Here is a 24,276-nt window from a genome sequence, read left to right as displayed (position 1 = left end):
ATTCAATACTACAAAACGAAATACATTTAAAGTTGCTCTAAACAATGCATTAAACTTATACAATCAAATTACAAACGAGTTCAATGTTGAAAATGCTACTTTATCTGAAATTGAAAAAAAATATTCCAAATTAGAAACCTTATTATTAAAAGTAAAAGAACAAAAGAAAGTTTTAACCCAAAAACTTACATCTTTATCTTCAAAAGTTTCAATAGCTCAGGATGAGTTAAAAAACAATTATGCAGATATTAAATTTTGGGATAATATTGAATCTCAAAAAACACAAGAATCTTGTCCTTGGTATTCCCAAAAATTAAAAAAACTCAATTCAGAATTATTTATCATTTCTTTAAAATTACACGAAGTATTTATTTTAACAGCTAATGCAACTTCAAGTAGAATTTCTACAACACTTGCTGGTTTCTTTGAATATTTAAAAGGAGATAAAAGCGTATCCCGAACGGAAGTGAAAGCAATGTGGGATTCTTTCTTTTTAGTAATTCCTGTTGTTTCTTCAACTTTTGCTTCGATTCAAACTATGTTTAAAGATTTGGAGCAAGAAGATTTACCTTGGCTATTTATAGATGAAGCTGGTCAAGCTGTACCACAAGCTGCAATTGGTTCAATTTGGCGTTCAAAAAGGGTTGGGATTGTTGGAGATCCATTTCAAATTGAACCAGTAGTTACTATTCCAAATACAATTACAGATAATATCAGTAAATATTTTGATTTAACCAATCAACAAGTAAATTCTGAATTATCTGTTCAATCAATGGCAGACAGAATAAATCCATTCGGTACAAATTTAACCATAAACAGTAAAAAAGAATGGATTGGAATTCCTTTGAGAGTTCACAGAAGATGCATTAGCCCAATGTTTGAGATAGCAAATTCAATTGCTTATGATAACACAATGTATAATTCAACCCAGAATCCCAAAAATGTGTCAGTAAAATTTCAAACAAAATTTATTGATTGTAAAGGTAATGTTGAAGGAAGACATTTTGTTCCTGAACAAGCCGAAATAATAAAAGATATATTATTAGATGAAATCAAGAGTATTGAGGATTTTCCAGATATTTTTGTAATTACTCCATTTAGTGAAGTGAGTTATAAACTTAATACTTTTTTATTCAAGTATTTGATAAATGAAATTAAAAAGTATAAAGAAATAAAAACAGAAGAAATAGGTGATTGGCTAAAAAGTCATATTGGAACAGTACATACATTTCAAGGTAAACAGGCAGAAGGTGTAATATTATGTCTTGGGTTGGACGAAAAATCAAAAGGAGCTGCAAACTGGGCTTCTCAAAAACCAAATCTATTGAATGTAGCGATTACAAGAGCAAAATATAGATTTATAGCTATAGGAGATAAAGATATTTGGTTTAATCAACCGTATTTTACTCAATTGAAAGTTTTGGAGAAAAATGTAGGGAAACACTAAAATGTTTATAAGTAATAGCCCTTAAAGTGATAAAAAAAGTATAAACATGAAACAAAGGTTAGTGTAAAACAGTGAAATTAGAGTATAGAATCACCAACTGTTCATAGCCAAAATCATTATAAAGCATTTTAAAAGTCTACAGCATTAAAATAAATAAAAAAGAAATATGGGACAATTTAGAGACTTATCAATCAAGAAAGTAATTGAAGAATTAAATCAAAGTTATTTTTTACTAGACATTCAACGAGAATATGTTTGGCTTAGAAAAGCAAATGAAAAAAAGATCGAGCAACTTTTTGATTCAATTCTTCGCGGTTATCCAATTGGTTCGTTTCTGTTTTGGAAATTAAAGAAAAACGACATAGAAACAAACAAAGAAGCAAAAGAAGATTCTGATAAACTGAATTTTCAACTTTACAAGTTCATTGAAAACTATGACTAAAGGAAAACCCATAACGATAAGGTAAACATCGAGCAAATTAATGCAGATGACCTTTCAATTGTTCTTGACGGACAACAGCGTTTGACTTCATTATACATCGGATTAAAAGGAACAAGAACACTCAAAAAACCAAAAGCTTGGTGGGATAACCCAAACGCATTTGAAGAAAAACAGCTGTATATAAACCTTCGATACCAACCACAGGAAGAAAACCCTGATGATAATTATGAATTTGAGTTTCATAAGAAAAAATCAATACCAAAAAATGATGAAAGAAATTATTGGTTTAAAGTCGGTAAAATTTTAGACTTAGAAAGTATTTTTGAGTACGCTACTGATAATAGCCTTTCAAAAAATGAAGCACAAATACTTGAAAAACTAAAAAATGCTTTTTGTACAAATAGTCTAATCTCATATTTTGAAGAAACTGAAAAAAATCTTGACAAGGTTTTAAAAATATTCATCAGAGTAAATAGTGGGGGAACACAACTATCATACTCTGACCTTCTGATGTCCATCTTGACTGCTAATTTTTCGTCAGACATTAGAGATTTAATGAACAAATTTGTTGACTCAGTTAGAGACCAAGGATTTGGAGTTATGGGACGAGACCAAGTTTTAAAAACTTGTCTCTTATTAACAGAAAGCAATCATATTTTTCAACTAAAAAATTTCAGTAAAAGTAATATCAATAAAATTGAAGATAATTGGGAAAAAATAACAGAGGCTGTTTTCAAGGCAATAAAATTATTGCAAGAATTTGGATATACAAATCGACTTTCATCTGCCTACATATTATCAATCTTAGCTTATTACATTTTCATAAACGAGAATTACACACAAGACAATAAAGAGCAAATGTTGAATTTTGTTCGGAACACCCAAATAACCAGTTACTTTACTACTTCATTGGATGGTAAATTAGAAGTTGCTGCAAAGACCCTAAGGGATTCAGACAATTTCAAAGACTTTAATGAGAAGTTATCTAATAGTAAAGTTCAACCATTAAAAATTTCGGGTGATGACATTGAAAGAATGCTTGACTTTCAATATGGGAATCCTGCAGTTTTGCCTATTCTTCAAATACTTTATCCAAACTTGGACTTTAAAAACTCAACGTTCCACATAGACCATATTTATCCCAAATCTAAATTCAATGCAATAAACCTAAGTTTACCAATTGAATACCACGGAAAAGCGAATTTCTTATACAATTTACAATTGTTAGAAGGAGACGAAAATCTTGCTAAGAAAGCAAAAGATCCTGAAATATGGCTAGACGAGCATTATCAAGAAGATACAGACAAAATAAAAGCTTATAAAGAACGAAATTACATTGAAACCAATTTTGAGTTGAATTGGAAAGAAATAGATGAATTTGAAAGACTAAGAAGTGAAAAACTTAAATTACAATTAGAAACAATATTTGGACTTAAAAAACAGAATACCAGTACCTAACATTATGTATAAGTAATAACGGTTTCAGTACTAATTTGAAAAGTAAAACTAAGAGTCTAGGTCAGTGCTATCTCAAAGTTTAGTGACTTAAAATCTGTTACATACACTTGACCGTTATACAACACTCTATGAAAAACAGCATAAATAATCTGAATTTAAAATGAAAAAAAATTTTACTTTACTACTTTTTAATTTATTTATTCTATCAAATGCACAAGTTGTTTTAAAAAACAATGGTGCTCGTAAAATTTACGTTGCAATTGCTTATTATGACAAATCTTGGACTACAAAAGGATGGTTTCAAATTGAACCTAACCAAGAAGCAAGCGTTTACACACCAAAAATCTTTGGAAATACAAATTTCTACTATTGTGCAACAATTGATAATTGTGATATGGGAATTTACGGTTCAACTCCATTATTAGTTGACAAATTTAATGCTTTTACTTTCCCAAATGCAGATAATAGCCAATCTATAAATAATCAAAATTTATCAAAATATAAATTTATAAAAACAACAATTAATAGTTTTCCAGATAAGACATTAATTAATTTAAACTATAATTTAATTTGTAATGGAAAAAAGCAAGGAAAATGGCGTTTAGGCCTTGATAAAGAAGGAAATTTTGCAGAAGTTGAAGATGATATTAGATTTTATCGAGATATAAATTTTGAAAATGGGATTCCAAAAGGCTGGGTAAAAGATTATTACTCTGACGGTAAATTAAAAGCAGAATTTAAACTCTTAAGTTATGAACCATTTCGATATGATGGTAATTGTACTTGGTACAAACCTGATGGAACAATTGAAAAAGAACAAACTTACAAAAATGGAGTTGTAATTAGTCAAACATCATCAGACTCTAGTGGAGATATTATAGAAAAACAAGCAACATATGAAATTGTAAAACTACCTATCCAAAATGTCTATATTAACAGTACAAGTAATGAATATTGGAAAGGTGGCAACTCAAAGACAATAATTCCAGTAGATTTACCTGATGGAACAGTTGAATGGTATTATGAATACACTTCTTCTCGTAGCAAAGAAAAAGTTCAGTCAAGTGCAAATAATTTCAAATTAGCAAGTGATTTATCTAATTTAATTGACAAAACGGGCTTGTTAAATATATCATTAAGTATGTTGACTACACCGCCTGGTAATGATGTTTGTGACATTTTTCTTTTTGAAAGCGATTATTACAACAACTTCTTAAACGGAACAAGTTTTAATCATTACCCAATTGGTACAAGACAAAATTTTAAATCAGGTGTAGTTCAAATACGAAATCAACCTTTGAGAAAACCTATGATTGGAGTTAAAAACAATGATTTAAGTTATGGCATAAATGTATCTATTCAGATTGTTGCTGTTGTTGCTAAAATATAAGAGCATTGTATAACAATAGCTTAAGTAATTGACTTAGTTTGTAAATGTTGGGGAATTTGTTCCACTAGTTAGCAATTTATGCTCGTGTCACCAAATCCCCTAAAATAAGCTTCTATTTGTTATAACACGATATTTAATGCTACTTTAAACCATTATTGGCTATTTTAAAAACCCACAATTGTAACAAACTATTTCTATTAAAGACTAATTAAAAAAGAAACTATGGAAACAAGTAGAAGACTTTGGCTAAAAAAAATAGGTATAGGAGTTGCTGGAATTGGATTCACAAATTTTAATTCGTTTGCTTCAGCACCAGCATCAGAAAATTTAATTCCTAGTTTTGAAAGTGATACTAACTTAATTTTTCTACGTTCAAATGAAAATCCATACGGTCCTTCTCCATTAGCAAGAAAATCATTTGTAGCTAATGCTAATATTAGTAATCGGTATAATTGGGATATTGCTGAACAACTCATTTCTGATCTTGCAAAAAAGAATAATGTGAAATACGAAAACATATTATTGGGTGCGGGTTCAACTGAAATTTTAGATTTGGTCGCAAAATGGGTAACTCTAGAAAAAGGAAATTATGTAATCGCAGATCCAAGTTATGATTATTGGACCGCTACATTAGACCATTTAGGTTTAACAAAAAAGAAAGTACCCCTTACCACAGAAAAGAAAATTAATTTACAAGCTATGTTGGAAGCTGTAAATGAAGATACAAAACTTGTTTATATCTGTAATCCAAATAACCCAACAGGAACAATTTGCGAAAGAAAAGCATTGGTAGAATTTGTAACTAAGGTTTCACAAAATACGATTGTATTAATTGATGAGGCCTACTTAGAATTTACGAAACAACAATCTCTTAGTAGTATTATAAATGACAATAAAAATATTATTATTGCCAAAACATTTTCTAAAATGTATGGTTTAGCTGGAGCACGTATTGGATATGCCATTGCAAACAAAACAATAATTGATAATTTGGCTAATTTGCAATCCAACACAAATAATAGTGTGAGCGTATTGTCTAAACTGGCTGCTATAGCTTCCTTAAAAGATGATACATTCATTTCAAGTTGCTATTCACAAAATGAAAATGTAAGGCAATATACAATTAATGAACTAGAAAAATTAAATTGTGAGTGCATTTACTCAAATACAAATTTTATTTATTTTTCAATTGCAAAATACAAAAAAGACTATTTTAAACAATTAGAAATCAACAGAATTCAAGGAGGAAGAATATACGAAGAAGAAGGCCAATGGACAAGGATTACTGTTGGTAAAATGGATGAAATGATAAAATTCATTAAAGCTCTAAAATAAAACAATTCTTAACACACCTAACTATTACAGAGATATATTAAAAAAGAATATATCATATCCTTTATTTTAAAGAAACGACTTAGGTCAAAAAGACTAGTTTTTTCATAGTAAATCGTAAGTATGTATTTCAATTCTATTTCTTTTATTCTAAGAAATTAATTTGACTATATTTGAAGACAGTTGGTAAACTTTTTTGTTTACTATTTTAGTGACAAACCTTCCCAAACTCACAAAAGAAAACAGAACATATAAAAAAGTAAAATGAAAAAATCAATTCTGATATTAATTTGCCTCTTTACTATACTTATTAGTCAAGCACAACAAACTGATTTAGAAGTCAAAGCCTTAAAAATAGACATTAACGCAAATGGAATAATCGATGAAATAAAACCAAGTACTGATGCACTTCATTTGAACATTGACAATAAAAGCTATACAATTCCTTATGAACTTTTAGGTTTTGAATTTTTATCCAAATTAAGTTTTATAAATAATGTTCTAATTATATCTGGATACAACAGTGGAACTGGAGCTTACAGTTGGACTTATAAATTCAGAAATAATAAATTAACCAATAAAATTGAACTGATTGGTTATGACGATTTCAATAAATGGGTTTCAGGACATATTAAAACCAGTATAAATACTTTAACAAATAAATGGGAAGTGATAATAGAAGAATATAATCCTACCAAAGAAATTATGGAAACTAGTAAACACACAGGAAAAATTTCAATTAGAAAAATAGGTTTAACAGACATCAAAGAACAAGACATACAAAAACTTACAGAAATTGGTATGAAATACTGGAACTAATAAATATGTCCGCTACACAATCCAGTAAATGTTTCACAACCCTCATTTTCTTAAAACTTACCCAAGTTTCAGGATTTTTAAAGGAGGTTCTTTTTTAATTTGAATTACAGAATAACTTACAATCGAGCTTTTGAAATTGCAAAACATCGTTTTTATAAAGGAAAGTATTCCTTTTTGTTTAAAAAAAACAATTTAGGTTAAAATACTTGAATTTTCATGATAATAAGTCTGTATTTCAATTCTATTTCTTCTATTTTAAGAAATTAATTTGAAGATAGTTGATGTGCTTTCAAAGATTGATGTTAATTTTAAGTTCTCAGTAAAATCGAAAAAAATATAAAAAATAATTATGACTAAAAAACAAATAAGCCTTCATTTAACAATACTCATTGTTGCTTTTGCTTATTCTTTTTTGTGTATTCCAAAAAAATTTGAAACCGAAGGAGGATCATGTTATCAAGGAATAACTACTGCGATTATTCGTTTCTTTTTAATCGTTTGTTTCTTCTTAAATTTACTATCGATATACTTAATTTACTATAAATCGAAAATAGAAACTGCAAAAGTATTATGCATACTTTCGCTAATAATTTGGACTATTGGCACTTTTATACATTCTTATGAAAATATTCGAATTGGAATTATATACTTTACTCCTTTTATAATAATGAATTCTCTTATGTTATTTCTATTTAAAAAACAAAAAAGTAGTGTAAAAACAAGATAAGAAATAATCCCATACTAACAAACTAAACCTGAGGCACAATCCTCATTTTCTTAAAACTTACTCAAACTTCAGGAGTTTTAAAGGAGTTTTTTTAAGGGTTTGGCTTTTTTGAGTACGCTTTTTTGGCTCCTAAGTACACCCTGTAAAGGTCGGGGTCGCATAAGTAGCTCAATACCTTTTTTAATTTCTAATGGGATGCTTAACAGCATGACAAGATTGAAGATAGCCTATCAAATTAGGGATAAAACACACATTTAGTTAAATTATAGAGCTCCATTTATTCTAAATTTGAATACTTTTAAGAACGAAAAGTCTGAATTTTTATACAGACTTTTTTGTTTTTAGCGTATTTTAGTGATTGAAATTGGTTACCATGAAAAATATATTCTTATTTCTAATTTTCCTATTATTTGCTTCTTGTGCAAACAAGGAAAAACAACTTGTGGGACATTGGCATGAATATCAAATAGGAAACCCTGATTTTGTATGTTGTCATAACATTACAGATAGTACCTATACAATTACCATGAATGTTTTTGACTTCATAACAGATTCTATTTTAAAAAGAGGAATTGACATACCTAAAAACGAGGTGTTTACACCGCAAAAGAAAGGTGCTTTTGGTTATGATATAAACGATTTTTTCACTTCTGACTTTAGTGTAAAAGAAAATAAAGTATTCATTGAAGATTCCATCTATTGGGTAAAACAAAAAGAAGATAATGCAACATTTATATCTCACTTTTCAATGGGCCTTTTGATAAATATTCATCCTTTTGAAACAAATGAAACTAAATTTGACTATAATTTAAATAAAATATCAAATCTAACATTTATTCATATTGGGAAACTAAAAAATACACCTTTAAGTCTTACAAAAAAATATAACCCAAAAAATTATTATCTTCAATTAAATGATAAAATATCTTCTATTTCAGATATTAGAGAATTTGTTTTAAGTGAATCAGAAGAAACAAACGCAAGCTCACAAATTTTACTTTTAATTAATGCTGATAAAAATGTGTCTAAAGAATTTTTATTAAAATTAGAAAATGAAATTCTAAATAGCGGTTATGCAAAAAATCAAATTTATTATTTAACTGTAAATCCAGAGAAAAGAGTTTATGGTTATAATCATGTTATAAATTTTATTCCAAAATAAATATTCTTTTAATAACCTCTCAAATTAAAGTACTTGAGAGGCAATCCATTACAATGTTGTTCCTCCATCAATAATAATTTTTTCATTTCGAAGAACGGAAGAAGCTTCAGAAACTAAAAATGCAACAATGGGTGCAATGTCTTCTGGTAAAACCACTCTTCCAATAGGTGAAGTAGTCGCAAAATGATTTAATAAGTTATTTATTGCTTCTTCTGTCATTCCCGATTTCTGTTGAATAGGTGTATGGGTAACTCCTGGACTTACAATATTTACTCTTATTTTCCTAGATGCTAATTCTAAATTTAAAACTTGGGCTAACGATTCTAAAGCTGCTTTACTTGCCGTATAAACACTCGTATTAGGAAAAGCTTTAAAAACAGCTATCGAAGTATTCAATACAATACTTGATCCTATGGTAAGTAGTGGTAAAAACTTTTGAATAGTAAAAAATGCTCCTTTAAAGTTGATATTCATGGTTTCATCAAACAAGGATTCGGTTGTATTTTCAAAAGAAACCGATTTAAAAATTCCTGCATTTATAAATAGACCATCAATATTTCCATGGTTTTTTTCGATTACATGGACCAAATTGTCTATTTCATTTAATTTGCTCGTATCAGAAACGTATCCGTAGGCTTTATTTTGCAATTCTTGCATTGCTTTTTCTAGATTTTCTTTGTTTCTTCCTGTAATAATAACTTCATATTTTTTTTCAATTAAATATTTTGCGCAAGCTAATCCAATACCGCTTGTTCCTCCCGTAATTATAATTTTTTTATTCATTTTGTATTTATTTTCAAACAAAACTAAATTATTACTAACTTTGAAACAAGTACTTACTAAATGGTAAGTTACTTACTTCAAACTCGGAAAATGCTCATTTCTATGCAAACAGAAGAAAAAAAAATTGAAAAAAAATACACTTATGCTACAGAATGCCCTATCACTATTTTTATGGAGGAAATTGGTGGTAAATGGAAACCTGTTATAATTTGGTTATTATTAGAAAATGAAATTATGAGATTTAATGAATTGGACAAAACAATTAAAGGTATTAGCCAAAAAATGTTATCGCAACAGTTAAAAGATTTGGAACAATTAGAAATTGTAATTAGAAAATCGTATCCTGTCATTCCTCCAAAAGTAGAATACAGTTTAACCGAAAAAGGTAAATCTCTTGCCCCTTTGTTAAAAGCCATGAAATCTTGGACATATAGTAATATTATGTAACTATCTTATTTCCCTAATACATCCTTTTTAAAACTTTCAATGGCTCCTTTTACTCTTTTTTCAGCTTCTACAATTTTAATAATTTGGGTTTCAACTTTCCTATTCTCATTTTTTCCATTTATAATATTTTGTATCGATTTAGGTGAATAAGGCTTCCCTTTTATATTAAAAATTTTCTTTTTATTTAAAATAGGAATAATTTTCCGACTGGGTTGCTTGCCTAGATATTTTATAATAATCTCTTTTTCAAAATCTTGAATCATAATCATTACCTTAAAATGAAAACACAAAAATTAATTAGTAATAGTACTTTTTAACTTATCTTCTATACTTGCAACGCTTATTTTAAAATAACAAGCGCCTCCTATTTTATAGAAACGTTCAAAATCAAAAAACAACGTGGTCAAAAAATGAAAACAGGCTAGCTTATTTAAGTTTTCCCCTATTTGAAGTAGTAAATGAGGAATGGCTTTCATACAATAGGCTCCAATAAAATTAAAGTAATCTATTTTAAATTGTTTCAAGTAGCAATCTATATTTTCCAAAATCTCAATTTGAATAAATAAAAAATCCTCTATCGTTTTTGCTCTATGCAAAATTTCACCTATTTCATGATTTGTGTACATGCAATTATTTTTAAAAAATTAATAATTCATTTAAAGGCAAACACATGACAATAAATTTTTAAATAACTAAAAATTTAGAATTCAATTGTTTATAAAAAATCAATAGGTTTTCATCAACATAGCGCATAAAATTACGGAATAGCGCATTTTTTTACTATATTCGCTTTACCTATTGATTCGTTTTAGAGTAGTTTTTAATTCGTTTTGGTGTAGCTAATATACAAACAAGTTTTTATTTTACAAACATATTTTAAAAATAATGCAAACTTTTTTCAAAAGATTATTACAAATAGTTGAATTTCAAGGTTTTAAAAATATAAATGATTTTGCTTTGAATGGTTTAAACTATGATAGTTCAAGTAAATTAAATCGTTTGAAAGATGAAAAAAACAAACCTTCTGTAGAAATCTTATTAGATATTGCCAATTGTTTTCCAAAAATAAATATTCATTGGCTACTTACTGGTAAAGGAAATATGCTTTTAGACAAAGAAGAGAGCACATCTCTTTATATTAATGAACCTGCTGAAGAATATGCATTGGATAAAAACGCGCAATTAGTTAAAAATGTAGCCACACTTAAAGAGAACATCTATTTAAAAGATGAATTAATTAGAACCTTAAAAGAGAAAATCGAACTTCAAGAAAAACAATTTTTCCCTTTAGAAGACATTATTAAAAATCTGGAGAAACGTATTAATTCTATAGAGCAATTTACCATCTTAGCAAAAGAAAAATTAGATATTAAATAAAACGAAAGGTATTTTTAAGTCAATAAAATTAAAACTATTCTTTTGATTTATTTGGCATTGCTTTTGTGGAATAAAAAACATCACTTTTAATTCACAAAAAAATGAAAAAAAACATCTATTATTTTTGTTTGATTTTGCCTCTTGTTTGTACCAATTGTAAAGAAGCTCGTTACAATAAAAGCCATGAATATGAAGAGGTTGAAGCCGTTGAAGCCGTTGAAGCTTTTGAACCCTACATTGAAGAATTTAATGAAACTTTAGAAAATAACAATGAAAGTTATGCGGAAGTGGAAGAAAGTCCTTTTCAATCTCCCAAAGAAAATCCGCTTTCCACTTTTTCAATAGATGTCGATAATGCTTCCTATACAAATATAAGACGTTTTATTAATAATGGACAGAAAGTACCTAAAGATGCCGTAAGAGTAGAAGAAATGATTAATTTCTTTACATACAATTATCCAGAGCCAAATGATAATGTTCCTTTTTCAATTAATGCAGAATATAGTGATAGTCCTTGGAATAAAAATCACAAACTATTAAAAATTGGTTTACAAGGAAAAAATATTCCTACTACTCATTTACCCAACTCTAATTTTGTCTTTTTAATAGATGTTTCTGGTTCTATGAGTGATGAAAATAAACTTCCCCTTTTAAAAGAATCCATGAAGATTTTAGTCAAACAACTTCGCAAAGAAGATAAAGTTTCTATAGTGGTTTATGCAGGTGCCGCTGGAGTTGTTTTACCTCCTACTTCTGGTGATGAAAAAGAAGAAATAATAGATGCTTTTGAAAACTTATCTGCTGGAGGCAGTACCGCTGGTGGTGCAGGAATAGAATTAGCCTATAAATTAGCAGAACAAAATTTTATTAAAGAAGGAAATAACCGAGTGATTATTGCTACAGATGGCGACTTTAATGTTGGCACTTCTTCAGATACTGATATTACTAAATTAATTGAACAGAAAAGAAAAACGGGTGTGTTTTTAACTGTTTTAGGTTTTGGAATGGGGAATTATAAAGACAGTAAAATGGAAATTTTAGCAGATAAAGGAAATGGAAATTATGCATATATTGATAACATTCAAGAAGCCAATCGTTTTTTAGGTAAAGAATTTAAAGGGGCTATGTTTGCCATTGCAAAAGATGTAAAAATTCAAATTGAATTTAATCCTAAAAATGTTCAAGCTTATAGATTGATTGGATATGAAAATCGAAAATTAAATGACGAAGATTTTAAAAACGATGCTATTGATGCTGGTGAATTAGGAAGTGGTCACACCGTTACTGCTTTATATGAAATTATTCCAAAAGGTGTCGAAAGTAATTATACAATCTCTCAATTAAAATATTCTAAAAACACAACCGAAGTTGAAAAATCTGCCTATAATAATGAGTTAGCTACAGTAAAATTCAGGTATAAAAAACCTGATGAAAACAATAGCAAAGAAGTTATAAAAACAATAGAAAACGGCTCTATTCCATTAGAAAAGAGTTCGGCAGATTTTAAATTTTGTACAGCTGTAGCTTGGTTTGGTTTAAAATTAAAAGAGTCGAAATATATTAGTAATACAACAACTGAAGACATTAAAATGTTAGCTAAAAAAGGGCTTACCAATGATGAAGAAGGATATAAAACTGAATTCATAAGACTTATGGAAACGGTTAATTAGTAATAAAAAAACCTGAAACAAATGTTTCAGGTTTTTTTATTTTTTCACAATTCAACTTCTATAAATTCCAAACGCACACTACCATCTTCATCGATGTGTGTCAATTTTATCTCATGTAATGTATTGGCTAATGCTGGATTCCATGGTGTTTTTACTTTTACATAATTTTCAGTAAAACCATGAATATAACCTTCTTTATTTTCACTTTCAAACAATACGGTTCTTTGTGTTCCTATTTGGCTTTCATAGAACGCTCTACGCTTTTTAACCGATAAGCCTCGTAGCATTTTACTGCGTTTTGCACGCACATTTTTAGGCACTACTCCATCCATTTCAGCTGCTTCAGTATTATCTCTTTCTGAATAGGTGAAAACGTGTAAATAAGAAATATCCAAATCATTTAAAAAGTGATAGGTTTCTAAAAAATGTTCGTCTGTTTCTCCTGGAAAACCTACAATTACATCTACACCAATACAGGCTTGAGGCATTACTTCACGAATTTTAGTCACTCGATCTACATACAATTCTCTCAAATAACGACGTTTCATTTTTTTTAGAATGTCGTTACTTCCTGACTGTAATGGAATGTGAAAATGAGGTACAAAGGCTCTAGATTTTGAAACTAAATCAATGGTTTCATTTTTTAACAAATTCGGTTCAATGGAAGAAATTCGCAAACGTTCAATACCTTCTACTTTGTCTAATTCGGTGACTAAATCTAAAAAAGTATGTTCGTGTTTTTTATTACCAAACTCTCCTTTTCCATAATCTCCAATATTGACTCCAGTTAAGACAATTTCTTTAATTCCTTTAGCCGATATTTCTTTAGCATTTTTTAAAACGCCTTCCATGGTATCACTTCTTGAAATTCCTCTCGCTCTAGGTATGGTACAATAAGTACATTTATAATCGCACCCATCTTGTACTTTTAAGAAAGCACGTGTACGATCGCCTATAGAATAACTTCCTACATAAAAATCGGCTTCTTCAATTTCACAAGAATGCACTTCTCCCATGTCATTCTTAGATAAATCGTTGATATAATCTGTAATTTTAAATTTTTCGGTAGCGCCAAGAACTAAATCTACCCCATCAACAGCTGCTAATTCTTCAGGTTTTAATTGTGCATAACAGCCTACCGCAGCAATAAATGCTTTATCATTAAGCTTCATGGCTTTTTTAACAATCTGTTTAAATTGCTTATCTGCATTATCTGTAACCGAACACGTATTAATTACATACATATCTGCCACATCTTCAAAATCAACTCGTTCAAAACCTTCGTCTTGAAAACTTCTCGCAATAGTAGAGGTTTCGGAGAAATTCAATTTACAGCCTAAAGTGTAAAAGGCTACTTTTCTTTTGTTTTCCATATATTAACTCAATTAATGAAATCGTTGTCAAAAAATTGAGGGTGCAAATTTACATTATTTTTATAATTATATAAAATTTATAAATAATTCTGTAAGACAATTTTAGTGGGTAATTCAGAAATTTGAAGTAATAAAAAATCAAAACGTTATGTCAAAAGAAAATTTATTTAGTAAAGACGCTATAGAAAAGTTAAAAGAATTATCTGAAAAAGCCCGTACCTGTATGTTTGTAACTAATTTAGATAAACAACCTCCATTTAACTCGAGGCCAATGAGTTTACAAGAGTGTGATAATGAAGGCAATTTATGGTTTATTAGTAGTAAAGAAAGCAATAAAAATATGGAAATTGAACGCAATAATGACGTTCAGTTGTATTTTATGAATAATGGAGATTATGAATACCTTTCTATACTTGGAAATGCTTTCATTTATGATGATAAAGACACTATTGATGACAAATGGTCTCTGTTTGCCAATGCTTGGTTTGATGGCAAAGAGGATCCTAATGTAAGCATCATTAGAGTGGAACCAAGAGATGTGTATTATTGGGATACCAAAGCTGGAAAATTTGTATCCATGATGTATTTTGTATCTTCCATTCTTATGGGTAAAAAAACAGATAATAAAGATGGTGTAGAAGGTAAAATACACATCTAATTAAATAAAAAATAACAAAAAATATAATCCCTACTGTTTTTTGTAACCTTAGAACCTTTTTCACCGTATAATAATTAAATACTAAATATTGTTATATGGCTGGAGAAGGTTTTATGATGAATGCAAATACAAGTTTAAAAAACAATAGAAGAAATAAAACTTCTAGACTTGAAAAATTTGTAAACACAACGTCAAACGAAAATTCGGAATTTGTAGATTCTAAAAGTGCTACACCTGAACAATTAGCTGAAATTAGACAGCGATTACAAGAAGAACACAAAGCAATTCAAAGAAAGAAAATTACGCTAACTTTCAGTATTCTTGCGGTTATCCTAATTATTCTTGCGGTTTTAAATCACTATTTGTAAAATATCTTTAAAATTAAAAAATATGGGAGGATATTATGGTTCACCAGCAACAATTCTAAAAAACAATAGAAACCTACTTAAAAAACACGATCGCAATAAATGGAAAAATTTGCAAACTTCCTATAGAAAGGAACTAAAGGAAAAAGAAGCTTCTCCAGAATTATTAGCAGAAATTAGAAAAAAATTCCAAAGGCAAAGAAGAAATAACATTATCATTCCATTAGTATTAACTCTTATATTTGCTTTTTTATTCTATTTTGGAATAGCTTATTATTTTAATTTACCCTAAACTTATTTCATAATGCATGAGGAATTATACCTCAACTAGTTCATTCGTCTATTTAAAAGTTCGTTCGTATAAATTTTATTTCGAATTAGAAACATCTATCTACTTTTACATCAATTAATTAAACATTATGAAAAATCTAATTATTAAAGGCACTTTAGTAGCCTTATTTTTTACAGGACTTATTAGTTGCAGTAGTGATGACTCAGATTCAGGACCAGTAGTTGCTCCAGAAGAAAACCCACTTGAAAAATACATCAACGAAACAGGTTTTACAACTATTACTAATTTTGTAAATGCTGGTGACTATGAATTCGGAATGAGATTTAAGCCAACAGTTAATGGGACTATAAATAAAATATTTATAAAAATTCCAGATGCACGTACAAATTTAAGAGTTACAATTTGGGATGTTGCTGAAGGTATAATTTATAGAACTGAATTAATACCAACAGTAACCGCTAATGTTGAAGCATCAAAAACAATAGCTCCTCTTGCTTTGATTAAAGACAAGGAATACATGATAACTTACAACAGTAATGATTGGTACAAAAGACACAAAGCTGATGATTCAGACATAACTTATCCTATAATCGCAGGAAACATTACATTTACGGGTTACGGATGGAAATCTGGTACAGCACAGAACTATCCAACAATTTTTGAGACCGACTATTATGCTGGCGATTTAAGCTTTGCTTTTCAACCTTCTTTATAAAAAAAAATGGGAGATTAAATCTCCCATTTTTTTTTATTCCTTTCTATATTTTTTAGTTGTTTCAAAAACATATTCCAAAATTTTTGCTTCTTGCTCAGTAAATTCTATTTGCCTTCTATTCATAACTATTTTAGCCGTTTCAAAGGCTTTCTTAGTTAAATATGTTGTAAAACCAGAAGCACCACCCCAAGAAAAACTAGGTATAAAATTACGCGGAAATCCACTTCCAAAAACATTAGCAGAAACTCCTACAACTGTTCCTGTATTAAACATGGTATCAATGCCGCATTTACTATGATCACCCATCATTAAACCACAAAATTGCAAGCCAGTTCTAGCAAAACTTTCTGTTTCATAACTCCATATACGCACCTCTTCATAATTATTTTTCAAATTGGATGTATTAGAATCTGCTCCAATATTACACCATTCACCTAAAACGGAATTACCCAAAAAACCGTCGTGTCCTTTGTTAGAATACCCAAATAAAACCGAATTATTGATCTCTCCTCCTACTTTACAATGTGGTCCAACAGTTGTAGCTCCATAAATTTTGGCACTCATTTTTACCTGAGCATTTTCGCATAAAGCAAATGGCCCTCGAATTACAGAACCTTCCATAATTTCAGTGTTTTTACCAATATAAATAGGTCCTGTAGAAGCATTTAGGGTGACAAACTCTAATTTTGCCCCTTCTTCTATAAAAATATTTTCTGGAGCAATAACATTTACACTTTTAGGAATAGGTTGTGAATGTCTGTCTTCTGTTACCAATTGAAAATCTTCACGTATAGCTTCACCATTTTTTGAAAAAATATCCCACGTATTTTCTATTCGAAGGATTTCTTCATCATAATCAATCAATTCATAATCATCAAAATCTACTTCTTCTTGAGTATCATTAGAATAAAATGCAATAATCTCTTCACCTGCAATAATAGCTTGTTTGGGTTCAAGGTTGGTAATCATTTCTACCACAATTTCATTGGGGAAAAAAGAAGCATTTATCATAATATTGGCTTCCATTTCTACCATAGGAAATTTTTCCATTAAATATTCTTCGGTTAAAGTAGTGGTCGTATAACCTAAATACTTTTCCCATTTTTCTCTAATGGTTAAAATACCTACACGAATATCCGCTACGGGTCTAGTAAAAGTAAATGGAAGTAAAGCATTTCGAACGGTTCCATCAAAAAGTATATAGTTCATTTTTAACTAGTTTAAAGATTGAAAACATAAGAAAACTGAAACGTTTTTTATGTAAGCCAAAGTTACACGTTTTAAATTATATTCATAAAAAAACCTTCCGAAAAGGAAGGTTTTTTATATTCAGTTACATTTCGATTATTTTTTATCGAATTTAGCATATTTGCTTTTGAATTTATCAATACGTCCTGCAGTATCAATAAGTTTCGATTTACCTGTGTAAAAAGGATGAGAAGTTCTAGAAATCTCCATTTTAAATACTGGATACTCTACTCCTTCATGCTCAATTGTTTCTCTAGTTTCTACTGTAGATTTAGTAATAAATACATCCTCATTTGACATATCTTTGAAAGCTACTAATCTGTAATTTTCTGGGTGAATTCCTTTTTTCATCTTGATAAATCTTTTTTTATTAATGATTATAAATTGTTCCGCGGCTTCTTTATTTTTATTAAAAAAGGTGTAAACATTTTATAACCTTTTCGTTTATAATCTTTTATTTTGAGAGTGCAAATTTACACTAAATTTTTAATTCACAAGCATTGGTGTAACTTTTTTTTATTTTTTTACACTAATAAACAAAAACTTTATTATTTCTATATTTGTAAACTATTAAAACGACTAAACCATGAACGAAATTATTAAAAAAAACGCTATTAAATATGGTATTATTTCAGGAATAATTGGAATTTTATCGATTATAATACCTTATGTGACCAATTTAGGTCTACTTGTAAAATGGTGGTATGGCTTATCTTTATTACTTATTTACTTTATAATCGGATGTTTTTTACTAATTAATACAAGAAAACAACTAAATGATGTTTTATCTTTTAAAGATGGATTTGTAACCTATTTAATTTCCGCTTTGATAGGTATATTTATAGGCTTACTTTTTAATATTCTTTTCTTTAATTTTATTGACACTGAAGTTGCTCAGCAAGTAAAAGAATTAAATATTGAAAACACAGTAACAATGATGAAAAAATTTGGAGCACCTACAGAATCAATCAAAGAAACTGTTGAAAAACTAGAAAATTATAACCAATTTGGAATTACAGAACAACTTAAAGGTATAATTTGGAGTTTATTGGGTTCAACAATTTTTGGATTAATTTTAGCTGCTATATTTAAAAGAAAACCAAAAGAACAAATCTAAAATATGAATATATCCATAGTTATTCCTTTATTAAACGAGCAAGAATCGTTACCCGAATTACATAATTGGATTGTAAAAGTTATGACAAGTCATAACTTTTCTTATGAAATACTGTTTATAGACGATGGAAGCACAGATGCTTCATGGAGCACTATTGAACAACTTTCAGAACAAAATTCTAATGTAAAAGGTATTCGCTTTCTTAAAAATTATGGTAAAAGCCAGGCTTTACATGCTGGTTTTGCTAAAGCTCAAGGTGATGTTATTATTACTATGGATGCCGATTTACAAGATAGTCCAGATGAAATTCCAGAACTATACAATCTGATTCATAAAGAGGGATTTGATTTGATTTCTGGGTGGAAGAAGAAAAGATACGATTCGGTACTGTTTAAAAACATTCCTTCCAAATTATTCAATTGGGCTGCTCGAAAAACATCAGGAGTAAGATTGAATGATTTTAATTGCGGCTTAAAAGCTTACAAAAACGAAGTGATTAAAAACATTGAGGTTTCTGGAGAAATGCATCGTTACATTCCTGTATTAGCTAAAAATGCAGGATATTCAAAAATTGGTGAAAAAGTAGTAATTCATCAAGCCCGAAAATACGGTAGTTCAAAATTTGGTATGAGCCGCTTTATTAATGGTTTTTTAGACTTGATTACTATTTGGTTTTTATCTAAATTTGGAAAACGTCCCATGCATCTATTTGGTGCATTAGGTGTAGTAATGTTTCTAATAGGTTTTGTTGCAGCAGGAAGTATTGGTTTTATGAAATTATGGAAACTATATCATCATGAACCAACTATTTTAGTAACCAATAATCCTTGGTTTTACATTGCTCTAGCTACCATGATTATAGGAACTCAATTGTTTTTAGCTGGATTTTTAGGTGAAATTATTTTACGAACAAAAAGTAACGAAGAACGATATAAAATTTCAAAAATAATAACGTAATAGCCCTGATAGCAGCGGCATCCTTTTATTTTTAACGGAGCTTGTCGAAGTAAAAATAAAAGATATAGCGAATAGCAGGAAAAAGCTACAAAAAATATATATTATGCACATCGACAAACAAATTTTAGAAAAAGTAAATGAATGGTTAACACCTACATTTGATTCCAAAACAAAAGAAGAAATTGAAAAAATGATGACAAGTGCTCCCAAAGATTTGGAAGATTCTTTTTATAAAAATTTAGAGTTTGGTACAGGTGGTATGCGTGGTGTAATGGGTGTAGGCACTAATAGAATTAATAAATATACTTTAGGAAAAAACACACAAGGGTTAAGTAATTATCTTAAAAAAGTATTTGCGGGTGAAGAACTTAAAGTAGCTATTGCTTATGATTGTCGTCATAACAGTAATACTTTAGCAAAAGTGGTGGCTGATGTTTTTTCTGCCAATGGAATAAAAGTCTATTTATTTTCAGATTTGAGACCTACACCAGAATTGTCTTTTGCAGTACGCTATCTAAAATGTCACGCAGGTATTGTATTAACGGCTTCTCATAATCCACCTGAATACAATGGTTATAAAGTATATTGGCAAGATGGTGGTCAATTAGTGCCACCTCAAGATGGTGAAATTATTGATATTATAGAAAATCTTCAATATAGCGACATTTTATTTGATGCAAATGCATCATTAATTGAATATATCGATCAAGAAATTGACGAGGCCTTTTGTCAATCTACAATTGAAAATGCTAGCTTTTCTACACCTCAAGAAGCTAAAGACCAACTAAAAATTGTTTACACTTCTTTACATGGTACTTCTATTAAAGCGATTCCTAATGTATTAGAAAAAGCGGGTTATAAGGATATAAATATTGTTGAAGAACAAGCTGTTCCTGATGGTAATTTCCCAACGGTTAAATCCCCAAACCCTGAAGAACCAGAGGCTTTAACCATGGCTTTGACTTTAGCAGATAAAATAAATGCTGACATCGTAGTAGGAACTGATCCAGATAGTGACCGATTAGGAGTTGCGGTACGTGATTTAAACGGCAACATGAAGTTATTAAATGGCAATCAAACAATGGTTATCATGACTGCCTTTTTGTTAGAACAATGGAAAAGAGCTGACAAGATTACAGGAAATGAGTTCATTGGCTCGACTATTGTATCTACTCCTATGATGTTAGAATTAGCTTCAGAATATGGCATTGAATGTAAAGTAGGCTTAACTGGTTTTAAATGGATTGCAAAGTTTATCAAAGATTTTCCGAATCAAAAATTTATAGGTGGTGGTGAAGAAAGTTTTGGATACATGGTAGGTGATGCAGTAAGAGATAAAGATGCTGTTGCTGCCATTTTATTAGTTTGTGAAATTGCTGCACAAGCTAAAGCTGCGGGTAGTTCTTTGTTTAAAGAATTAATTAATTTGTCATTAGATTATGGCTTTTATAAAGAATACTTAATTTCTATAACTAAAAAAGGAATTGAAGGTGCTAATGAAATCAAACAAATGATGATCGATTTACGTGAAAATCCATTGAGAGAAATTAATGGACAACGTGTGGTTTGTATTGAAGATTACCAAAGTTCAAAAGCATTAGACTTAATGAGTAATGAAACTTATGAGATTAAGATTCCAAAATCGAATGTATTAATTTATTATTTAGAAGACGGAACAAAAATTTGTGCAAGACCAAGTGGCACAGAACCTAAAATCAAATTCTATTTTAGTGTAAATAGTCCTTTAGAATCTTTGGAAATGTATCAAAAAACAGAAGAATTTTTAGATCAAAAAATTAAAAATATTATTGCTGAAATGCAATTAAATTAAATGAAAAAAAGTACATTTTTTAAAATTTTAAAATATGCTCTTCCTTATAAAAGATTTGCTTATTTAAATATCTTCTTTAATATTTTATATGCGTTTTTTAACGCGTTGTCTTTTGTCATGCTAATTCCTATGCTAGATGTAATGTTTGGCACGACAGAAAAAATAGATACAAAACCTACATTTACTTCTATTACTAAGATAGGCAAATATCTTAAAGAATATCTAGATTATACCATAACAATTGTAAAAGAAGATAATCCTGAAAATGCACTTCTTTTAATGATTGGATTAGTTATTTCAACTTTTCTTTTAAAAAATTTATTTAATTACTTAGCAATTTATAATGTCACCTTTTTAAGAAATGGAACTTTAAGAGATTTGCGTATTGCATTATATAAAAAAGTGATTCATTTGCCTTTAGGTTTCTATTCGGAAAAACGCAGAGGTGATGTTATGGTTCGATTAACAAACGATGTAGGAGAAGTGCAATTTTCTTTTTTATCTATTCTAGAAATTATTTTTAAAGAACCACTAACTATACTTTTTACCTTAGGTGCCATGTTTTACATGAGTACAAAACTTACCATTTTTGTTCTTATATTCATACCTCTTTCTGGAGCACTAATTTCTAGTTTAGGTAAAAGTTTGAAGAGAAAATCAAGTAAAGTACAACAAGAGTCGGGTGTTTTCCTTTCTATTTTAGATGAAACACTATCGGGTTTACGAATTATTAAAAGTTACAATTCTGAAAATAATTTTAAAAATAAATTTACTGAATCGGCAAATAAGCTATATCGTTTTTCAAATAGTTTATTAAACAGAAATAATATTGCTTCTCCACTAAGTGAATTTTTAGGTATTGTTGTTATAGCCACTTTACTTTGGTTTGGAGGAAAGATGGTTCTAATGGATCATACACTAAAAGGATCTGATTTTATTGCTTATATGGGATTAGCATATGGTATATTAACTCCTGCAAAAGCGATTTCAAAAGCTAACTATACATTAAAATCGGCTATGGCTGCTGCAGATAGGGTATTGGAAATTTTGGAACAAGAAAACACAATAACATCTAAAGAAAATGCCTTTTCTAAAAATGATTTTCAAGATAAAATTTCGCTTTCAAATGTAAACTTTGCTTATCAAAACGAACCTGTTTTAAATAACTTTACCTTAGATATTCCAAAAGGTAAAATGGTGGCTTTAGTAGGACAATCGGGAAGTGGAAAAAGTACAATTGCTAATCTTCTAACCCGTTTTTACGACATTCAAGATGGAAAAATTGAAATTGATGGCGTGTCATTAAAAGATTGGGATTTGCCAGCATTAAGACATTTGATTGGGTTAGTTACCCAAGATTCTATTTTATTTAATGATTCCATCAAGAACAATATTCTAATAGGCAAACCAGATGCATCAGATGAAGAAATCATTAATGCTTTAAAAATTGCCAATGCTTATGAGTTTGTAAAAGATTTGCCTAATGGCATTGAAACAAATATAGGTGATGCGGGTGGAAAATTATCTGGTGGTCAAAAACAAAGACTTTCTATAGCAAGAGCAGTCTTGAAAAATCCTCCAATTATGATCTTAGACGAAGCCACTTCTGCACTAGATACAGAGAGTGAAAAAATTGTTCAAGATGCTTTAGAAAACATGATGCAAAATAGAACTTCAATTGTGATAGCACATAGATTATCGACAATTCAAAAAGCAGATATCATTGTTGTTATGCAAAAAGGAAAAATTGTAGAGCAAGGAACTCATACAGAATTATTAGCTAAAAAAGGTACTTATGCAAATCTTGTTACTTTACAATCTTTTGAGTAATTCATTATTTAAAACACTAATAATAAACATAATATAAATTTAAAAAGTTTTTTTATCAAAAATTAGTACATTTGAGAGTAATTCTTTTTGATATATGTATGTCAGTACTTCCGATATTAAGTTAACTGCAAATGACAATATAATCATTTGGAAATATTTGGATTTATCCAAGTTTTTAGCCATGCTTCTATCGCAACAACTATTTATGTCTCGATCGGATAGATTTGAAGATCAATATGAAGGTACATTTTCCGAACCTACATTTGAAGAAATAAAAAAAATTGCTGCAAATAATCCGAGGTTTTTAGATTACTACAAATCACATCGTGAAAAAGTAGTGATAAGTAGTTGGCATGCTAATGAATATGAATCTTTTGCAATGTGGCAAATTTTTACAAAAAACAATGAAGGTTTAGCCATTCAATCTACTATTGGAAGACTAAAAAAGGCCTTAGAGATTGAAAAACATTTTGAGCAATATATTGGCGAAGTGAATTATATTGATTACAAGAAAGAATATATTCCGTTTGAAGACACCTTTTTTCCTTTTTTATTTAAGAGAAAAAGTTTTCAATATGAAAGAGAAATCAGAGTAATTTCGGATGTAAGTCATACCAATATTTCAATTAAAGAAGGACTAAAAATTGATGTGGTAATTAATCAACTCATTGAAAAAATTTACATTCATCCAAAAAGTGAGAATTGGTATAAAAATTTAGTAGAACAGATGGTAAAAAAATTAGGATACGAAATTGCAATTGAAAAATCCGATTTGGAAAGTGATATTTTAATATAGAAATTAGAAGTCAGAAGTTAGAATTTCATAGGATTTACTT

The 24,276-nt window shown here is 29.1% G+C and carries 24 protein-coding genes and 1 pseudogene; 19 read left to right on the top strand and 6 right to left on the bottom strand.

Translation table 11 applies throughout. From position 1 onward, the window contains the following. The 7 genes and pseudogenes from HALO113_RS11215 to HALO113_RS11185 all read left to right on the top strand — a co-directional run. A partial coding sequence (locus HALO113_RS11215; protein ID WP_201297606.1) for a DEAD/DEAH box helicase occupies positions 1 to 1,447 on the top strand: 1,447 nt, incomplete at its 5' end. A gap of 166 nt (positions 1,448 to 1,613) precedes the next feature. Continuing rightward, positions 1,614 to 3,347: pseudogene (locus HALO113_RS11210) on the top strand (DUF262 domain-containing protein). Positions 3,348 to 3,507: 160 nt separating this feature from the next. After that, positions 3,508 to 4,737, top strand: a complete 1,230-nt coding sequence (locus HALO113_RS11205) for a DUF1036 domain-containing protein (RefSeq protein ID WP_159779103.1) — start codon at positions 3,508 to 3,510, stop codon at positions 4,735 to 4,737. Between the two features lie 222 nt (positions 4,738 to 4,959). Next, entirely contained in the window at positions 4,960 to 6,072 is a 1,113-nt protein-coding gene (locus HALO113_RS11200) for a histidinol-phosphate transaminase (RefSeq protein ID WP_159779102.1), read from the top strand. 261 nt (positions 6,073 to 6,333) lie between these two features. Beyond that, a complete protein-coding gene (locus tag HALO113_RS11195) occupies positions 6,334 to 6,888 on the top strand; it encodes a hypothetical protein (protein WP_159779101.1) in 555 nt (184 codons plus the stop codon). A 349-nt stretch (positions 6,889 to 7,237) separates the two neighbouring features. Then, entirely contained in the window at positions 7,238 to 7,615 is a 378-nt protein-coding gene (locus HALO113_RS11190; RefSeq protein WP_159779100.1) for a hypothetical protein, read from the top strand. A gap of 373 nt (positions 7,616 to 7,988) precedes the next feature. Beyond that, positions 7,989 to 8,777, top strand: coding sequence for a hypothetical protein (locus tag HALO113_RS11185; RefSeq protein WP_159779099.1), 789 nt, complete (start codon positions 7,989 to 7,991; stop codon positions 8,775 to 8,777). Positions 8,778 to 8,825: 48 nt separating this feature from the next. Here the strand turns inward: HALO113_RS11185 and HALO113_RS11180 are convergent, their stop codons facing one another. Next, positions 8,826 to 9,560: an SDR family oxidoreductase gene (locus tag HALO113_RS11180; RefSeq protein WP_159779098.1), complete on the bottom strand. Its 735-nt coding sequence runs from the start codon at positions 9,558 to 9,560 to the stop codon at positions 8,826 to 8,828. A 102-nt stretch (positions 9,561 to 9,662) separates the two neighbouring features. On the opposite strand from HALO113_RS11180, the gene HALO113_RS11175 reads away from it, so the two are divergent. Next, positions 9,663 to 10,007, top strand: a complete 345-nt coding sequence (locus tag HALO113_RS11175) for a helix-turn-helix domain-containing protein (protein WP_159779097.1) — start codon at positions 9,663 to 9,665, stop codon at positions 10,005 to 10,007. A 5-nt stretch (positions 10,008 to 10,012) separates the two neighbouring features. Here the strand turns inward: HALO113_RS11175 and HALO113_RS11170 are convergent, their stop codons facing one another. Next, positions 10,013 to 10,270, bottom strand: coding sequence for a hypothetical protein (locus tag HALO113_RS11170; protein ID WP_159779096.1), 258 nt, complete (start codon positions 10,268 to 10,270; stop codon positions 10,013 to 10,015). A 30-nt stretch (positions 10,271 to 10,300) separates the two neighbouring features. Next, positions 10,301 to 10,633, bottom strand: a complete 333-nt coding sequence (locus HALO113_RS11165; protein ID WP_159779095.1) for a hypothetical protein — start codon at positions 10,631 to 10,633, stop codon at positions 10,301 to 10,303. Between the two features lie 259 nt (positions 10,634 to 10,892). Between HALO113_RS11165 and HALO113_RS11160 the strand changes: the two genes are divergently transcribed. Together HALO113_RS11160 and HALO113_RS11155 are read left to right on the top strand one after the other, a co-directional pair. After that, positions 10,893 to 11,384 carry a hypothetical protein gene (locus HALO113_RS11160; protein WP_159779094.1) on the top strand — a complete coding sequence of 164 codons (492 nt, stop codon included), beginning with the start codon at positions 10,893 to 10,895 and terminating at the stop codon, positions 11,382 to 11,384. Positions 11,385 to 11,485: 101 nt separating this feature from the next. Continuing rightward, the gene (locus tag HALO113_RS11155) at positions 11,486 to 13,054 is read left to right on the top strand and encodes a VWA domain-containing protein (protein ID WP_159779093.1); all 1,569 of its coding nucleotides are present in this window, start codon (positions 11,486 to 11,488) and stop codon (positions 13,052 to 13,054) included. A gap of 44 nt (positions 13,055 to 13,098) precedes the next feature. On the opposite strand, the gene mtaB is transcribed toward HALO113_RS11155, so the two are convergent. Further along, entirely contained in the window at positions 13,099 to 14,427 is a 1,329-nt protein-coding gene (mtaB, locus tag HALO113_RS11150) for a tRNA (N(6)-L-threonylcarbamoyladenosine(37)-C(2))-methylthiotransferase MtaB (protein ID WP_159779092.1), read from the bottom strand. Between the two features lie 148 nt (positions 14,428 to 14,575). Here mtaB and HALO113_RS11145 point away from each other — a divergent pair, with 148 nt between their 5' ends. The 4 genes from HALO113_RS11145 (at position 14,576) to HALO113_RS11130 (ending at position 16,457) form a co-directional block, all read left to right on the top strand. Then, positions 14,576 to 15,085 (top strand): pyridoxamine 5'-phosphate oxidase family protein, encoded by a 510-nt coding sequence (locus HALO113_RS11145; RefSeq protein WP_159779091.1) that lies wholly within the window; start codon positions 14,576 to 14,578, stop codon positions 15,083 to 15,085. A gap of 95 nt (positions 15,086 to 15,180) precedes the next feature. Next, positions 15,181 to 15,453, top strand: coding sequence for a hypothetical protein (locus tag HALO113_RS11140; RefSeq protein ID WP_159779090.1), 273 nt, complete (start codon positions 15,181 to 15,183; stop codon positions 15,451 to 15,453). A gap of 22 nt (positions 15,454 to 15,475) precedes the next feature. Beyond that, positions 15,476 to 15,742, top strand: a complete 267-nt coding sequence (locus HALO113_RS11135; RefSeq protein ID WP_159779089.1) for a hypothetical protein — start codon at positions 15,476 to 15,478, stop codon at positions 15,740 to 15,742. A 127-nt stretch (positions 15,743 to 15,869) separates the two neighbouring features. After that, positions 15,870 to 16,457: a DUF4082 domain-containing protein gene (locus HALO113_RS11130; protein WP_159779088.1), complete on the top strand. Its 588-nt coding sequence runs from the start codon at positions 15,870 to 15,872 to the stop codon at positions 16,455 to 16,457. 33 nt (positions 16,458 to 16,490) lie between these two features. Here HALO113_RS11130 and HALO113_RS11125 read toward each other — a convergent pair whose 3' ends face one another. Together HALO113_RS11125 and HALO113_RS11120 are read right to left on the bottom strand one after the other, a co-directional pair. After that, complete coding sequence (locus HALO113_RS11125; RefSeq protein ID WP_159779087.1) at positions 16,491 to 17,666, bottom strand: GlmU family protein; 1,176 nt, start codon at positions 17,664 to 17,666, stop codon at positions 16,491 to 16,493. A 135-nt stretch (positions 17,667 to 17,801) separates the two neighbouring features. After that, complete coding sequence (locus HALO113_RS11120; RefSeq protein ID WP_159779086.1) at positions 17,802 to 18,056, bottom strand: type B 50S ribosomal protein L31; 255 nt, start codon at positions 18,054 to 18,056, stop codon at positions 17,802 to 17,804. A 235-nt stretch (positions 18,057 to 18,291) separates the two neighbouring features. Between HALO113_RS11120 and HALO113_RS11115 the strand changes: the two genes are divergently transcribed. From HALO113_RS11115 to HALO113_RS11095, 5 genes are all read left to right on the top strand, one after another. Further along, entirely contained in the window at positions 18,292 to 18,822 is a 531-nt protein-coding gene (locus HALO113_RS11115) for a DUF4199 domain-containing protein (RefSeq protein ID WP_159779085.1), read from the top strand. 3 nt (positions 18,823 to 18,825) lie between these two features. Beyond that, entirely contained in the window at positions 18,826 to 19,779 is a 954-nt protein-coding gene (locus HALO113_RS11110; RefSeq protein ID WP_159779084.1) for a glycosyltransferase family 2 protein, read from the top strand. A gap of 103 nt (positions 19,780 to 19,882) precedes the next feature. Beyond that, entirely contained in the window at positions 19,883 to 21,610 is a 1,728-nt protein-coding gene (locus HALO113_RS11105) for a phospho-sugar mutase (RefSeq protein WP_159779083.1), read from the top strand. Then, positions 21,611 to 23,440 carry an ABC transporter ATP-binding protein gene (locus tag HALO113_RS11100; protein ID WP_159779082.1) on the top strand — a complete coding sequence of 610 codons (1,830 nt, stop codon included), beginning with the start codon at positions 21,611 to 21,613 and terminating at the stop codon, positions 23,438 to 23,440. Positions 23,441 to 23,534: 94 nt separating this feature from the next. Beyond that, positions 23,535 to 24,236: a hypothetical protein gene (locus HALO113_RS11095; protein ID WP_159779081.1), complete on the top strand. Its 702-nt coding sequence runs from the start codon at positions 23,535 to 23,537 to the stop codon at positions 24,234 to 24,236. Positions 24,237 to 24,276 lie beyond the last annotated feature (40 nt).

This window comes from Flavobacterium sp. 9AF (assembly GCF_902506265.1).
Lineage (GTDB): Bacteria > Bacteroidota > Bacteroidia > Flavobacteriales > Flavobacteriaceae > Flavobacterium.
Note: the sequence above shows the minus strand (reverse complement) of the source record. Positions and strands in the feature narration are given on the sequence as shown.

Bases quoted from the DNA above. Each gene is read 5' to 3' on its own strand.
- HALO113_RS11095 (WP_159779081.1), top strand. From the start codon at position 23,535: ATGTATGTCAGTACTTCCGATATTAAGTTAACTGCAAATGACAATATA.
- HALO113_RS11195 (WP_159779101.1), top strand. From the start codon at position 6,334: ATGAAAAAATCAATTCTGATATTAATTTGCCTCTTTACTATACTTATT.
- HALO113_RS11160 (WP_159779094.1), top strand. From the start codon at position 10,893: ATGCAAACTTTTTTCAAAAGATTATTACAAATAGTTGAATTTCAAGGT.
- HALO113_RS11110 (WP_159779084.1), top strand. From the start codon at position 18,826: ATGAATATATCCATAGTTATTCCTTTATTAAACGAGCAAGAATCGTTA.
- HALO113_RS11120 (WP_159779086.1), bottom strand. From the start codon at position 18,056: ATGAAAAAAGGAATTCACCCAGAAAATTACAGATTAGTAGCTTTCAAA.
- HALO113_RS11130 (WP_159779088.1), top strand. From the start codon at position 15,870: ATGAAAAATCTAATTATTAAAGGCACTTTAGTAGCCTTATTTTTTACA.
- HALO113_RS11140 (WP_159779090.1), top strand. From the start codon at position 15,181: ATGGCTGGAGAAGGTTTTATGATGAATGCAAATACAAGTTTAAAAAAC.
- HALO113_RS11190 (WP_159779100.1), top strand. From the start codon at position 7,238: ATGACTAAAAAACAAATAAGCCTTCATTTAACAATACTCATTGTTGCT.
- HALO113_RS11105 (WP_159779083.1), top strand. From the start codon at position 19,883: ATGCACATCGACAAACAAATTTTAGAAAAAGTAAATGAATGGTTAACA.
- HALO113_RS11145 (WP_159779091.1), top strand. From the start codon at position 14,576: ATGTCAAAAGAAAATTTATTTAGTAAAGACGCTATAGAAAAGTTAAAA.
- HALO113_RS11125 (WP_159779087.1), bottom strand. From the start codon at position 17,666: ATGAACTATATACTTTTTGATGGAACCGTTCGAAATGCTTTACTTCCA.
- HALO113_RS11170 (WP_159779096.1), bottom strand. From the start codon at position 10,270: ATGATTCAAGATTTTGAAAAAGAGATTATTATAAAATATCTAGGCAAG.
- HALO113_RS11100 (WP_159779082.1), top strand. From the start codon at position 21,611: ATGAAAAAAAGTACATTTTTTAAAATTTTAAAATATGCTCTTCCTTAT.
- HALO113_RS11185 (WP_159779099.1), top strand. From the start codon at position 7,989: ATGAAAAATATATTCTTATTTCTAATTTTCCTATTATTTGCTTCTTGT.
- mtaB (WP_159779092.1), bottom strand. From the start codon at position 14,427: ATGGAAAACAAAAGAAAAGTAGCCTTTTACACTTTAGGCTGTAAATTG.
- HALO113_RS11135 (WP_159779089.1), top strand. From the start codon at position 15,476: ATGGGAGGATATTATGGTTCACCAGCAACAATTCTAAAAAACAATAGA.
- HALO113_RS11165 (WP_159779095.1), bottom strand. From the start codon at position 10,633: ATGTACACAAATCATGAAATAGGTGAAATTTTGCATAGAGCAAAAACG.
- HALO113_RS11115 (WP_159779085.1), top strand. From the start codon at position 18,292: ATGAACGAAATTATTAAAAAAAACGCTATTAAATATGGTATTATTTCA.
- HALO113_RS11205 (WP_159779103.1), top strand. From the start codon at position 3,508: ATGAAAAAAAATTTTACTTTACTACTTTTTAATTTATTTATTCTATCA.
- HALO113_RS11155 (WP_159779093.1), top strand. From the start codon at position 11,486: ATGAAAAAAAACATCTATTATTTTTGTTTGATTTTGCCTCTTGTTTGT.
- HALO113_RS11180 (WP_159779098.1), bottom strand. From the start codon at position 9,560: ATGAATAAAAAAATTATAATTACGGGAGGAACAAGCGGTATTGGATTA.
- HALO113_RS11175 (WP_159779097.1), top strand. From the start codon at position 9,663: ATGCAAACAGAAGAAAAAAAAATTGAAAAAAAATACACTTATGCTACA.
- HALO113_RS11200 (WP_159779102.1), top strand. From the start codon at position 4,960: ATGGAAACAAGTAGAAGACTTTGGCTAAAAAAAATAGGTATAGGAGTT.